This window comes from Geodermatophilus sp. SYSU D01105 (assembly GCF_054050095.1).
In genome coordinates this window covers 240,236-254,279 of sequence record NZ_JBJGYR010000001.1, presented here as the reverse complement: position 1 = coordinate 254,279, position 14,044 = coordinate 240,236, and the positions used below count along the sequence as shown (strand labels likewise).

Below are 14,044 nucleotides of genomic sequence, written 5' to 3'. Positions count from 1 at the left end.
CCGGCGGGTGGGGTTCCTCCAGTCGGCCCGAGGCGGGGCCGATGGGCCTCCCATGCCGTTCTGCAGGATGCTGCTCCGCGCCGCCGCCGTGGGCACGACGGCCCTCGTGGGCCTCGCCGTCGCCTCCCCCGCGTCTGCGGAGGAACCGGTGAGCCCCGAGGTCGACGCCGTCCCGGCGGTGCTCGACGAGGAGCTGTCCGCTGCCGAGGAGCGGTCGCTGTCGGCGCTGACCGACGGCACGGGCGTGCAGCTGGACGCCTTCGTCGTCACGCCCGACGGCCCGGAGGTCATCACGCTCGACGCCGGCGACGCGGCGGACGCCGAGGCGGCGGTGGACCTGCTCGAGGCCCAGCCCTCGGTGGAGGCGGCCGACCTCACCGTGCCGGTCCACCCCGACGCGGGGGCCCGTGCGCAGTACGGCAACACGATGCTCCGGACCGCGGAGGCCGTCGCGGAGGTCGACAACCCGCTGTCCGACGTGATCGTCGCCGTCCTCGACACCGGCGTCGCGCCACACGCCGAGCTGGCCGCCGCGATGGTGCCGGGCCAGAACTTCACGACCTCCCCGGGCGGGGCGCTCGAGACCACCGACCGGCACGGGCACGGCACGCACGTCGCCGGCACCATCGGCGCCGACGCCGGCAGCCAGGTCGAGGGGGTCGCTCCCGGGGTGCGGATCATGCCGGTCAAGGTCCTCTCGGACGAGGGACCCGGGCAGTCCACCTGGATCACCCGGGGCATCATCTGGGCCGCGGACAACGGCGCTGACGTGATCAACATGTCGCTCGGCGGCGGGAGCGGCTCCGGGACCTACCGGTCCTCGGTCGCCTACGCCCGCTCCAAGGGCGTCACCGTCATCGCGGCGGCCGGCAACGACAACACCTCGCTCCCGCACTGGCCGGGAGCCGAGGCCGGCGTGATCGCGGTCGCCGCCGTGGACGACGCCCAGGAGAAGGCGTCGTTCTCCAACTACGGCAGCTACGTCGACCTCGCCGCACCGGGCGTCTGGATCACCTCCACCGACGTGTCCGGCGGCTACTCGGACATGAGCGGCACGTCCATGGCCTCTCCTCACGTGGCAGGCGTGGCCGCTCTCGTGAAGGCCGCTGCCCCGGGTTCCACGCCCGACCAGGTCGAGCAGGCGATGATCGCCGGCGTCGCGGACCTGGGCGCGGCCGGCCGCGACGACGTCTTCGGGCACGGCCTGGTCAGCGCGCTGCGGGCGGTGCGCGCCGCCAACGCCATGGAGGCCGGCACGGCACCTCCGGCCAACCGGGCACCGGTCGCCGACGACGAGGCGGTCAGCCTGTCCTACGACTCCGGCCCGCAGGTCATCGACGTCCTCTCCGGCGACACCGACGCCGACGGCGACGCGTTGGCGGTCGCGTCCTCCACCCAGGGCTCGCGGGGCACGGTCACCGCCGACGGTGCCGGGCTGCGCTACACGCCGTCCGGCCCCGGGCCGTTCACCGACAGCTTCACCTACGTCGTCACGGACCACAGGGGCGGCACCGCGACCGGCACGGTGCGCATCGAGGCCGGCGGACCCGACCCGTCGAACCGCGCGCCGGTCGCCGGCGACGACCGGGTGAGCCTCACCTACAACTCGTCTCGCACCCAGGTCTACACGTGGGGCAACGACACCGATCCCGACGGGGACCGCCTCCGGGTCGTGGCCGTGTCCCAGCCGTCGTTGGGGACGGCGGAACTCAGCTCCGGGTACGTCTACTACACGCCACCGCGGGACACCTCCGGTGCCACCTCGTTCGAGTACCAGGTGGCCGACGGCCGGGGCGGGCTCGACACCGCCCGGGTCGACGTCGTCATCCGCGAGCCGAACCGGGCACCCGGCACCGCCCCCGATCGCCTCGTGGTGCGCCACGACGCCCCGTACGCGGACATCGACGTGACGGCCAACGACACGGACCCGGACGGCGACGCGTTGCGCGTCTCCGCACTCGGGACGGCGACCGCAGGCACACCGAGCCAGCTGTGGGACTCCCGGACGGTGCGCTACACGCCGTCCGGCGACCTCCCCGACGGCGCCACCGACACCTTCACGTACACGGTGGTCGACGGCCACGGCGGCACGGCCACCGGGCGCGTCGAGGTGGTCGTGGACCCGACCCCCGTGGCCGGCGCACCGGGCGCTCCCGGCCTCGCCGGCGTGACCACGGGTGACGGCAGCGTGGTCCTGCGCTGGAACGCTCCAGCCGCCGGCGGCACGTCCCCCATCAGCGGCTACCGGGTGCGCACGTTCGAGAACGGCAGCCTGGTGTCGACGACCACCACGGGGGCGGTGACCAGCACGACGGTCACCGGGCTGCGCAACCGGCAGGTCCACACCTTCGCCGTCGCTGCCGTCAACGCGACGGGCACCGGTCCCGACTCCGGCCGCCTCACGGCGGTTCCCGGGGCATCCGCTCCTGGCGCCCCGGTCGTCACCGCGGTGTCGGCGGGCGACGGGTCGGTCACGGTGACGTGGTCGCCACCGGCGGACGACGGTGGCATGCCGATCACCGGCTACAGCCTGTTCACGTACCGCAACGGCTTCAACACCGGACCGAACTACGGGCTGTCGACCGGGATGCGCAGCCTCGTGATCCGGAACCTGACCAACGGCACCCCCTACGCCTTCACCCTGACGGCCTCCAACGCCGTCGGGGCCGGCGCGGCCTCCCCGCGCACCACGGCGGTCACCCCGCGGACGGTGCCGGGGGCGCCGGTGATCGGCGCCACGACCGCTCGCAACGGTGCCGCCGTGGTCTCGTGGTCGGCGCCGGCCTCCGACGGCGGCGCGCCGATCACCGGCTACACGGTGCGCACCCACGCCGACGGGGCTCTGGTGCGCAGTGACTCGGTGGCGGCGTCCGCCCTCGACACCACCGTGGGCGGCCTGGTCAACGGCACCGCCTACACGTTCACGGTGGCGGCGACCAACGCCGCTGGCCCCGGGCAGGAGTCGCTGCACAGCGCGCCCACCGTCCCGGACGCGTCGGCCACCGCGCCCGACGCACCGACGATCGGGCGGGTCGAGCCCGGCAACGGGTCGGTGCGGGTGCACTGGACCGCCCCGTCCTCGGACGGCGGCAGCACGATCACCGGCTACGAGGTCCGGACGTTCCGGAACGGCACCCTGTTCTCTACGTCGACGGCGCCGGCCACGGCGACCAGCGCCCTCGTCACCGGCCTGGGCAACGGGACCGCCTACACCTTCCGCGTGGCCGCGCGGAACGCGGTGGGCGTCGGGGCCGGCTCGGCCACGAGCCCGTCCGTCGTCCCCCAGGCACCGGCCGCCGTCCCGGGGACGCCGGTGCTCGGCGCCCCGGTCGCGGGCCGCTCCTCGGTGACCGTCCGGTGGACCGCGCCGGCCGCGAACGGGTCACCGATCACGTCCTACACGATCCGCGCGTACCGCGGGACGGTGTGGGTGCGGACCGTGACCGTGGCGGCCACCGCCCGGGCCACGACGCTGACCGGCCTGGCCAACGGCAGCGCCCACCGGTTCACCGTCACCGCCGTCAACGGGGTCGGCACGGGTCGGGCGTCGGCCCTCAGCGCGGCCGTCACGCCGCGGACCGTGCCGTCGGCCCCGCGCGTCGGGACGCCGACCGCCGGGCGGGGCGCGGCCGTCGTCCGCTGGACCGCCCCGGCCACCGACGGCGGGTCCGCGATCACCGGCTACGTCGTGCGCGCCTACCGCGGGTCGGTGTGGGTGCGGACCGTGACCGTGCCGGCCACCGCCCGGGCCACGACGCTGACCGGCCTGGCCAACGGCAGTGCCCACCGGTTCACCGTCACCGCCGTCAACGCGGTGGGAACCGGTGCGGTCTCCGGGTACAGCGCCGCCGTCACCCCGCGCACCGTGCCCTCGGCTCCGGCGATCGGCCGGCCCACGGCGGGCAACGCGGCGGTGACCGTGCGCTGGGCCGCACCGTCGAGCACCGGGGGGGCCGCGATCACCGGCTACACGGTCCGCGCCTACCGCGGCACCACGCTGGTGAAGACGGTCACCGCCCGCGCCGGCAGCACCGCCCTCACCGTTCCGGGCCTGGTCAACGGCGCCGCGTACCGGTTCACCGTGGCCGCGGCCAACGCCGCCGGCACCGGCCCCGCCTCCGCGGTCAGCGCCACGGTCACGCCGCGGCGTTAGCCGGCGCTCGGGCCGGCGTCCCCCCGGGACGGCCGGTCGGTCGGGCCGGCGTCGTCCTCCTCCGCGAGGCGCGCCGGCCCGGGCTCGCCGAACGGGGAGCCGAGCAGCTCCTTGCGGATCTGCAGCAGGTAGAGCCAGATCAGCACGAACGCGCCGGCGACGAACCACATGACGCTGTTGAAGAAGCCCGTCGCCAGCAGCGGCAGCTGCAGGACGGTGCCGGCCACCAGTCCCCAGGACCGGCGCTGCACGCCGGAGGCGAGGACCAGCACCACGGCCAGCACGAGCAGCGCGGTGAGCCGGCCGCCGGTCAGCCCGGGGCCGCTCTGCGCGATGCCGCGGGGCACGAAGAGGACGGCGATCCCCTCCAGCACCAGCACGGCGGCCGCCGCACCCCGCAGCGCGCGGGCCGCCCGGACCGGGTCGGGCGCGGTCACGGGACCTGCCCGCCCATCAGCGTCCGGGCCTCCCCCGCCGTGACGACGCTGCCGGTCACGAGCACACCCGAGCCGCCCAGCGCGTCGTCCGGGCCGGCCTCGGCGAGCTCGATCGCGGACTCCAGCGCCTCGGGCAGCAGCGGGTGCACGCTCACCCGGTCGCTGCCGAAGACGTCGACGGCCAGCGCGCCCAGCTCGTCGGCGGGCAGCGCGCGCGGCGAGCTGTTCTGGGTGACCACCAGCTCGGCGCAGACGGTCTCCAGCTCCCGGAGCATCCCCTCGAGGTCCTTGCCGCGCACCGCGCCGACCACGCCGACCAGCCGGGTGAAGTCGAACGACTCGCGGATCGCCTCCACCGTCGCGGCCATCCCGGCCGGGTTGTGCGCGGCGTCGACCAGCACCGTCGGGCTGGTGCGCACCCGCTCCAGCCGCCCGGGTGAGCGGACGGCGGCGAACGCGGTGCGCACCGTCTCGACGTCGATCGTCCCGGTCGCCGCCCCGGCCCCGAGGAAGGCCTCGACGGCGGCCAGCGCGGTCGCGGCGTTCTGCGCCTGGTGGGCGCCGAACAGCGGGAGGTAGACCTCGTCGTACTCGCCGCCCAGGCCCTGCAGCCGCAGCTGCTGCCCGCCGACGGCGACCCGCCGGTCGAGGACGCCGAACTCGGTGCCCTCGCGGGCGACCACGGCCTCCACCTCGACCGCCCGCCGCACCAGCGCGTCGAGTGCCCCCGGCTGCTGGTGGGCGAGGACGGCGATCGCGTCGCGCTTGATGATCCCGGCCTTCTCGCCGGCGATCGTGGCGACGTCGGGCCCCAGGTACTCGGCGTGGTCGAGCGCCACGGGCGTGACGACGGCGACCCGTGCGTCGGCGACGTTGGTCGCGTCCCAGGTGCCGCCCATGCCGACCTCGATGACGGCGACGTCGACCGGCGCGTCGGCGAACAGCGCGTAGGCCATGCCGACCATGACCTCGAAGAAGCTCATCGGGTGCTCGCCGGCGGAGTCGACCATCTGCACGTAGGGCGCGATGTCGTCATGGGTCTCGACGAACCGCTGGGCACCGACCGGCTCGCCGTCGAGGACGATCCGCTCGCGCACCGACTGCAGGTGCGGGCTGGTGAAGCGGCCCACCCGCAGGCCGAAGCCGCGCAGCAGCTCGTCGACCATCCGCGCCGTCGTCGTCTTGCCGTTGGTGCCGGCGACCTGGACGACCGGCATCGCGCGGTGCGGGGAACCGAGCAGGTCGACCAGCGCGGAGATGCGGCCCAGGGACGGTTCGAGCCGGCTCTCCGGCCAGCGGGCCAGCAGTTCCTTCTCGACGCGGGTGAGGTCGGCGTCGTCCCCGGAACCGGTGCTGCTCATCCTCCCCAGGATGCCAGCCGCCGCCTTCTTAGGATGAGGGACATGGACACCCGCATCGCGACCCCGGACACAGCTGCCCCGGGAGCCGGGAGCGGCGTACCCGAGAAGCCGTCACTGGACGGGCTCGAGGAGAAGTGGATCGCCCGCTGGACGGCGGAGGACACCTACGCCTTCGACCGCGCGGCCGCGCTGGCGGCGCCCCGCGAGCAGGTCTACTCGATCGACACCCCCCCGCCGACCGCCAGCGGCTCGCTGCACGTGGGGCACGTCTTCAGCTACACCCACACCGACATCGTCGCCCGCTACCAGCGGATGCGCGGCAAGCACGTCTTCTACCCGATGGGCTGGGACGACAACGGCCTGCCCACCGAGCGCCGCGTGCAGAACTACTACGGCGTGCGCTGCGACCCCTCCCTGCCCTACGACCCCGACTTCGAGCCGCCGGCCAAGCCCGGCAGAGACCAGCAGCCGGTCTCCCGGCGCAACTTCGTCGAGCTCTGCGAGCGGCTGACCGCCGAGGACGAGCTGGCCTTCGAGCAGCTGTGGCGCCGCGTGGGCCTGTCGGTGGACTGGACCAACGTCTACCGGACGATCTCGGCGTCCTCCCGGGCCACCGCCCAGCGCGCGTTCCTGCGCAACCTGACCCGCGGGGAGGCCTACGCGCAGGAGGCGCCGACCCTCTGGGACGTCACCTTCCGGACGGCGGTCGCCCAGGCCGAGCTCGAGGACCGCGAGCGGCCCGGCGCCTACCACCGGATCTCCTTCCACGCTGGTTCCGGGCCGGTCTTCATCGAGACCACCCGCCCCGAGCTGCTGCCCGCCTGCGTCGCGCTGGTCGCCCACCCCGACGACGAGCGCTACCAGCCGCTGTTCGGCCAGACCGTGCGGACGCCGGTGTTCGACGTCGAGGTGCCGGTGGTGGCGCACCGCCTGGCCGAGCCGGACAAGGGCTCGGGCATCGCGATGATCTGCACTTTCGGCGACCTCAACGACGTCACCTGGTGGCGCGAGCTGCAGCTGCCGACCCGCGCGGTCATCGGGTGGGACGGCCGGCTGGTCGCCGACCCGCCGCCGGGGCTCTCCTCCGACGGCGCGGCCTCGGCCTACCGCGAGCTGGCCGGCAAGACCGCGCACGCCGCCCGCGAGCGGATGGTGGAGCTGCTGCGCGAGTCCGGCGACCTGCACGGGGAGCCCAAGGCGATCACCCACCCGGTCAAGTTCTTCGAGAAGGGCGACCGGCCGCTGGAGATCGTCACCACGCGGCAGTGGTACATCCGCAACGGCGGGCGGGACGCCGACCTGCGAGAGGCGCTGCTGGCCCGGGGCCGGGAGATCCAGTGGGTGCCCGAGCACATGCGGCACCGGTACGACAACTGGGTCGAGGGCCTCAACGGCGACTGGCTGATCAGCCGGCAGCGCTTCTTCGGCGTCCCGTTCCCGGTCTGGTACCGGCTCGACAGCGAGGGCGAGCCCGACTACTCGCAGCCCCTGCTGGCCCCCGAGGAGTCCCTGCCGGTCGACCCGTCGTCCGACGTGCCCGAGGGCTACACCGAGGACCAGCGCGGCGTGCCCGGCGGCTTCATGGCCGACCCCGACGTCATGGACACCTGGGCCACCTCCTCGCTCTCGCCGCAGGTGGCCTCGGGCTGGGACACCGACCCGGAGCTGTTCACGCACGTCTTCCCGATGGACCTGCGCCCGCAGGCGCACGACATCATCCGGACCTGGCTGTTCTCGACCGTCGTCCGGTCGCACTACGAGTTCGGTAGCGTGCCGTGGTCGCACGCGGCGATCTCCGGCTTCGTCGTCGACCCCGACCGCAAGAAGATGTCCAAGTCGAAGGGCAACGTCGTCACGCCCATCGACGTGCTCGACCGCTTCGGCACCGACGCCGTCCGGTGGCGGGCCGCGGGCGCCCGGCCGGGCGCGGACTCGCCGTTCGACGAGGCGCAGATGAAGGTGGGCCGGCGGCTGGCCATCAAGATCCTCAACGTCGGCAAGTTCGTGCTGGGGCTCGGGGCGTCGGCCGACCTCTCGGCCTCGGCCGTGACCGAGCCGATGGACCTCGGCCTGCTGGCCGGGCTGGCCGCCGTCGTCGACGAGGCCACCGAGGCGATGGAGGCCTACAACTACACCCGCGCCCTCGAGGTGGCCGAGGCGTTCTTCTGGACGTTCTGCGACGACTACGTGGAGCTGGTGAAGTCCCGCGCCTACGGCTCCGACGACGCCGCCCGCTCGGCGCAGGCCGCCCTGGCGATCGCGCTGTCGGTGCAGCTGCGGCTGTTCGCGCCGGTGCTGCCGTTCGTCACCGAGGAGGTCTGGTCCTGGTGGCAGTCCGGCTCGGTGCACCGCGCGCCGTGGCCGGCCGCCGCCGACCTGCCGACCGGCGGGGACCCGGCGGTGGTGTCGGTGGTCGCGACCGCGCTGGCCGGGGTCCGCAAGGCCAAGTCCGACGCCAAGCAGTCGATGCGGGCCGACGTCGAGTCGGCGACGGTGACCGCGCCGGCCGAGCAGGTGCCGCTGGTGGAGGCCGCCCGCCGCGACCTCACCGAGGCCGGCCGGATCGCCACGCTGGAGATCGTCGCCGGGGAGGGCCCGCTGGCCGTGGACGTCGTCCTGGCGGAGCAGCCCACCCAGGCCTGACCGGCGTGCGCTGAGGCCGGCCGCTCCCTGCGGTGATGTGCGGTCGTGGCGCGTTCTGAGCCCGGAACGCGCCACGCCCGCACATCGCTGAGCCCTCCACAGGCTCGGCGCCCCTCCACGGACCCGGCGATCGGACCCCGCCGGGTCGCGCGGCCGTCCACGGTGGCGCGGTGGCCCGTGACCTCGCCCGTCTCCTCGGACCCTACGGCGTCGCGCGGGTGGCCGACCTCGCCGGGCTGGTGGACCGGCACACCGTCGGCCGCTGGGTCGCCTCCGGGCGGCTGCTGCGACCCCACCGGGGCGTCGTCGCCCTGCCCGACGCCTGGGACGACTGGCAGACCCGGGCACTCGCCGGCGTCCTGGCCACGGAGGGCACGCTCAGCCACTGGACGGCGCTGGCCGTGTGGCGTGTCGTCGCCCCGGCATGCCGCGGTTCGTGCAGCAGCACCCCGTCGTCCTGCCCTTCGGCAGGGTGTACCTGGACGCCGCCGTCCCCGAGGTGAGGATCGCGGTCGAGCTCGACGGGGCGGCCTTCCACGGCAGCGCCGCCGACCGGGAGCGGGACACCCGGCGGGACGTCGCGCTGGCTGCCCGCGGCTGGGTCGTGCTCCGCTTCAGCTACCGACGGCTGACCCGCGAGCCGGAGTCCTGCCGGCGGGAGATCCTCGCCGTCTGCCGGGCCCGCCGGGGACTGCTCGTCCCGGGGTGATGTGCACCTGCGGCGCATCCTCGACGGGGAGTGCGCCACGTCCGCACACCACCCGGCCGGGGAGGCGTCCCGGCCCCGGGAACGCGAACGGCCCGCCTCCCTGTCGGGGGGCGGGCCGTCGGCGGTGCGGTGGTTACGCGCTCTTCTCGCGCGGGGCGCGGGAGGGCTTGCGGGGCACGATCGTCGGGTTGACGTGCTCGAGCACGACCTCCTTGGTGATCACCACCGAGGCGACGTCCTCACGGCTGGGCACCTCGTACATCACCGACTGGAGGACCTCCTCCATGATCGCCCGCAGCCCACGGGCGCCGGTGCCGCGGAGGATGGCCTGGTCGGCGATCGCCTCGAGCGCGTCGTCGGTGAACTCCAGGTCCACCCCGTCGAGCTCGAACAGCCGCCGGTACTGGCGCACCAGGGCGTTCTTCGGCTCGGTGAGGATGTTGATCAGCGCCTGGCGGTCCAGCTTCTCGACGCTGGTGATCACCGGGAGCCGGCCGATGAACTCGGGGATCATCCCGAACTTCAGCAGGTCCTCGGGCATGACCTCGCCGAAGACGTTGGCCTCGTCCATCTCCTTCTTGCTGCGGATCTCCGAGCCGAAGCCGATGCCCTGCTTGCCGGCCCGCGCCTCGATGATCTTCTCCAGCCCGGCGAAGGCGCCGCCCACGATGAACAGCACGTTCGTCGTGTCGATCTGGATGAACTCCTGGTGCGGGTGCTTGCGACCGCCCTGCGGCGGCACCGAGGCCGTCGTCCCCTCGAGGATCTTCAGCAGCGCCTGCTGCACGCCCTCGCCGGAGACGTCGCGGGTGATCGACGGGTTCTCGCTCTTGCGGGCGATCTTGTCGACCTCGTCGATGTAGATGATCCCGGTCTCGGCCCGCTTGACGTCGTAGTCGGCGGCCTGGATCAGCTTGAGGAGGATGTTCTCGACGTCCTCACCGACGTAGCCGGCCTCGGTGAGGGCGGTGGCGTCGGCGATGGCGAACGGGACGTTGAGCATCCGCGCGAGCGTCTGGGCCAGGTGCGTCTTGCCGCAGCCGGTGGGGCCCATCAGCAGGATGTTGGACTTGGCCAGCTCGACCGACTCGTCCCGGCTGCCGGCGTTGCCGGCCTGCACCCGCTTGTAGTGGTTGTAGACCGCCACGGAGAGTGCGCGCTTGGCCTTGTCCTGGCCGATCACGTACTGCTCGAGGAAGTCGTGGATCTCCTTGGGCTTCGGCAGCTCGTCGAACTTCAGGTCCGACGACTCCGAGAGCTCTTCCTCGATGATCTCGTTGCAGAGGTCGATGCACTCGTCGCAGATGTAGACCCCGGGGCCAGCGATGAGCTTCTTGACCTGCTTCTGGCTCTTCCCGCAGAACGAGCACTTGAGCAGGTCACCGCTCTCACCGATTCGTGCCACCTGCTGACCTCCACCTCGGGGAATCAGGCCCTGGTCTCAGGTACCTGCGTGTGAACTCTGCCGATGTCCCATGGTCCGGCCCCGCCTGTCGTGGTGCTCCGCGAGGCTCTCCTCCCGGCGCGGGGGCCGGGGATCGGGCGCTCGCCGACGGTACCTGCCGGCATCGGCCCCGGAGGGCGATGACTCGCCCGCCGGTGGGATGCCGACCACATGCGTCCCGTCCCCCTCGACGGTACGGGTCGAGGGCGCGACACGCGCCCCCTCGACCCGTACCGAATTCAGGGGATCAGGCCGGGAGGGCGTTCAGCTTCCGGCTCTGGATGACCTGGTCGACGATGCCGTAGGCCTTGGCCTCGTCCGCGGTCAGGATCTTGTCGCGCTCGATGTCGGTGCGGACCTGGTCGATGGACTGCCCCGTGTGCCGGGCCAGGATCTCCTCCATCTGCGACCGCACCCGCTGGATCTCGGCGGCGTGGATCTCCAGGTCCGACACCTGGCCACCGGACTCACCCGAGGGCTGGTGGATGAGCACGCGGGAGTACGGCAGCGCCAGGCGCTTGCCCGGCGTCCCGGCCGCGAGCAGGACGGCGGCGGCGGAGGCGGCCTGGCCCATGCAGACGGTCTGGATGTCGGGCCGGACGAACATCATCGTGTCGTAGATGGCCATCAGCGAGGTGAAGGAGCCACCGGGCGAGTTGATGTAGATCGTGATGTCGCGGTCCGGGTCGGCCGACTCGAGGGTGATGAGCTGGGCCATCACGTCGTTTGCCGACGCGTCGTCGATCTGCACCCCGAGGAAGATGATGCGCTCCTCGAAGAGCTTGTTGTACGGGTTGGACTCCTTCATGCCGTAGCTGGTCCGCTCCACGAAGGAGGGCAGCACGTAACGGCTGGAGGGCATCTGGAAGCTCATCGGTGTTCTCCTCGCAGCCGTCAGTTGTCGGTGACCGGGTTGGCGCTGTCGGTCATGGCCGCCCGGCTGACCACGTGGTCGACGAAGCCGTACTCGAGGGCCTCCTGCGCGGTGAACCACCGGTCGCGGTCGGAGTCCTTCTCGATCTGCTCGATGCTCTGCCCGGTGTGGAAGGACTGCAGCTCGTTGAGCTCGCGCTTCGTGCGCCGGAACAGGTCGGCCTGGATGGCGATGTCCGAGGCGGTGCCGCCGACACCGGCCGAGGGCTGGTGCATCATGATCCGCGCGTGCGGCAGGGCGTAGCGCTTGCCCTTGGTGCCGGCGGTCAGCAGGAACTGGCCCATCGAGGCGGCCAGGCCCATGCCGTAAGTGGCGACGTCGCAGTCGATGAACTGCATCGTGTCGTAGATGGCCATGCCGGCCGTCACGGAGCCGCCGGGCGAGTTGATGTAGAGGTGGATGTCCTGCTTGGGGTCCTCAGCCGACAGCAGCAGCATCTGGGCGGCCAGCTGGTTGGCGATGACGTCGTCGACCTGGCTGCCCAGGAAGATGATGCGCTCGCGCAGCAGGCGCTCGTAGACCGAGTCGTTGAGGTTCATCCCCCCGGCAGCGGCACGCATGAGCGGCGCGCCGGCCAGGTTCGGGTTGGTGCTCACGGGTGCGGTGACCTCCGTAGGACTGTGGTGCAAGGCTCGGTGGGCGGGCTGGGTGGTGCGGGGCCCGGGAGGGGCCCCCAGGGACGTCGTCCCCCGGTGCTCGCCGGAGTCTGCGTCGACCCTAACGCGGCGGCGGGGGGCGACAGTCCCGGCGCGGGGGGTGTTCGCCGTGGGCGCAGCGGCGGTCGCGCTCCTGCCCGGGACGAGCGACGCCGCCCCTCCCCTGGTTCGGGGTGGGACGGCGTCGGTCGTCGAACTGGGAGGGCCCGTCGTCAGGCCTTGGCGGCGTCCTCGGTGTCCTCGGACGCGCCGTCGGCGGGGTCGGCAGCGTCGGCGGTGGTGTCGGCAGCGTCGGCGGCCTCGGCCTCGGGGGTCTCCTCCGCGGCGGGCTCGGCGGCGGGCGCCTGGACCGTGCGCGGACGCGCGGCCTCGAGGTCGACGACGTTGCCCGAGGCGTCGGTGATCGTCGTCTGCTCGAGCAGCTGGGCGAGGGTCTTGGTGCGGCGGACGTCGGCGACGAACTCGGCGATGTTGCCGCCCTGCTGCAGCTGCTGGGCGTACTGCTCCGGGCTCATCCGGTTGCGCTGCGCCTGGGCCATGATCTGCGCCGAGAGGTCCTCGTTGTCGACGGTGACCTCACGGGCGTCGGCGATCGCGTCGAGGATGAACTGGGTGCGGACCGCCTCCTCGATGTTCTTGCGCTGGTCGGCGTCGTAGGCCTCGCGACTCTCGACGCCGGACATCTGCAGGAAGCTGTCCCAGTCCATGCCGGCCTGCTGGAGCTCGCCGCTCATGGCGCGGTCGCGCCACTCGATCTCGCGCTCGACGAGCTGCTCGGGAACGGGCACCTCGATGGTCGACAGCAGGTGCTCGACCAGCTTGTCGCGGGCCTGCGCGCCCTGCTGCAGCACCTTGGTGCGCGACAGCCGGGTGCGGACGTCGTCGCGCAGCTCCTCGAGGGTGTCGAACTCGCTCGCGGTGGAGGCGAACTCGTCGTCGAGCTCGGGGAGCTCCTTGGTCTTCACCGAGCGGACGGTGACGGTGACCTCGGCGGTCTGCCCGGCGTTCGGGCCGTTGAGCAGCGCCGTCTCGAAGGTCTTGGACTCGTCGGCGGACAGCCCGCGCAGGGCGTCGTCCAGGCCCTCCATGAGGCTGCCGGAGCCGACCTCGTAGGACATGCCGGTGGTCGAGCCGTCCTCGAGGACCTCGCCGTCGAGCTTGGCCTCGAGGTCGATGGAGACGTAGTCGCCGTCCTCGACCGGGCGGTCGACGGCGGTCAGCATGGCGAAGCGCTCGCGCATGACGGAGATCTGCTGGTCGATCTCCTCGTCGGTGACCTCGACGTCGTCGACGGTCACGGACAGGTCGTCCAGCGACGGCAGCTCGATCTTGGGGGCGACGTCGACCTCGGCGGTGAAGGCGAGGGTGTCGTTGTCGTCGAGGCGGGTGACCTCGATGTCGGGCTGGCCCAGGACGCGGACCTGGTTCTCCCGCACGACCTCGGAGTAGACCTCCGGGATGGCGTGCTGGACGACCTGCTCGAGCACCAGGGGCCGGCCGACGCGGGTGTCGATGACCCGGTTGGGCACCTTGCCGGGGCGGAAGCCGGGCACGCGCACCTGGCGGCCGAGCTCCTTGTAGACCTCACCGAAGGCGTGGTCCAGGTCCCCCCACGGCACCTCGATCGCCATCCGGACCCGCGTGGGGCCCAGTTCCTCGATGGTGCTCTTCACAGCGGCAGTGCTCCTCGATCGAAAGACAGGTCGG

General features: G+C 72.9%; 9 protein-coding genes. 3 read left to right on the top strand and 6 right to left on the bottom strand.

Going from position 1 to position 14,044, the window contains the following annotated elements; all coding sequences use genetic code 11:
• Positions 1-52 precede the first annotated feature (52 nt).
• Positions 53-4,153 carry a fibronectin type III domain-containing protein gene (locus tag ACI79I_RS01275; protein WP_456990258.1) on the top strand — a complete coding sequence of 1,367 codons (4,101 nt, stop codon included), beginning with the start codon at positions 53-55 and terminating at the stop codon, positions 4,151-4,153.
• Here ACI79I_RS01275 and ACI79I_RS01270 read toward each other — a convergent pair.
• Both ACI79I_RS01270 and ACI79I_RS01265 read right to left on the bottom strand, forming a co-directional pair.
• Positions 4,150-4,590, bottom strand: coding sequence for a DUF4233 domain-containing protein (locus ACI79I_RS01270; protein WP_456990256.1), 441 nt, complete (start codon positions 4,588-4,590; stop codon positions 4,150-4,152). The genes ACI79I_RS01275 and ACI79I_RS01270 overlap by 4 nt on opposite strands.
• Positions 4,587-5,951, bottom strand: coding sequence for a bifunctional folylpolyglutamate synthase/dihydrofolate synthase (locus ACI79I_RS01265; RefSeq protein WP_456990254.1), 1,365 nt, complete (start codon positions 5,949-5,951; stop codon positions 4,587-4,589). The genes ACI79I_RS01270 and ACI79I_RS01265 overlap by 4 nt, the downstream gene beginning before the upstream one ends.
• Before the next feature lie 42 nt (positions 5,952-5,993).
• On the opposite strand from ACI79I_RS01265, the gene valS reads away from it, so the two are divergent.
• Positions 5,994-8,594, top strand: a complete 2,601-nt coding sequence (valS, locus tag ACI79I_RS01260; RefSeq protein ID WP_456990252.1) for a valine--tRNA ligase — start codon at positions 5,994-5,996, stop codon at positions 8,592-8,594.
• Between the two features lie 424 nt (positions 8,595-9,018).
• On the top strand, positions 9,019-9,303 hold the full coding sequence (locus ACI79I_RS01255) for an endonuclease domain-containing protein (protein ID WP_456990250.1): 285 nt from the start codon (positions 9,019-9,021) through the stop codon (positions 9,301-9,303).
• A gap of 133 nt (positions 9,304-9,436) precedes the next feature.
• On the opposite strand, the gene clpX is transcribed toward ACI79I_RS01255, so the two are convergent.
• The 4 genes from clpX to tig all read right to left on the bottom strand — a co-directional run bounded on the left by clpX (position 9,437) and on the right by tig (position 14,010).
• On the bottom strand, positions 9,437-10,708 hold the full coding sequence (gene clpX / locus ACI79I_RS01250) for an ATP-dependent Clp protease ATP-binding subunit ClpX (protein WP_456948404.1): 1,272 nt from the start codon (positions 10,706-10,708) through the stop codon (positions 9,437-9,439).
• Between the two features lie 286 nt (positions 10,709-10,994).
• A complete protein-coding gene (locus ACI79I_RS01245) occupies positions 10,995-11,621 on the bottom strand; it encodes an ATP-dependent Clp protease proteolytic subunit (protein ID WP_456948403.1) in 627 nt (208 codons plus the stop codon).
• A gap of 20 nt (positions 11,622-11,641) precedes the next feature.
• A complete protein-coding gene (locus ACI79I_RS01240; RefSeq protein WP_456948402.1) occupies positions 11,642-12,277 on the bottom strand; it encodes an ATP-dependent Clp protease proteolytic subunit in 636 nt (211 codons plus the stop codon).
• A gap of 272 nt (positions 12,278-12,549) precedes the next feature.
• Positions 12,550-14,010, bottom strand: a complete 1,461-nt coding sequence (gene tig / locus ACI79I_RS01235) for a trigger factor (RefSeq protein ID WP_456990247.1) — start codon at positions 14,008-14,010, stop codon at positions 12,550-12,552.
• Between the last annotated feature and the right edge of the window lie 34 nt (positions 14,011-14,044).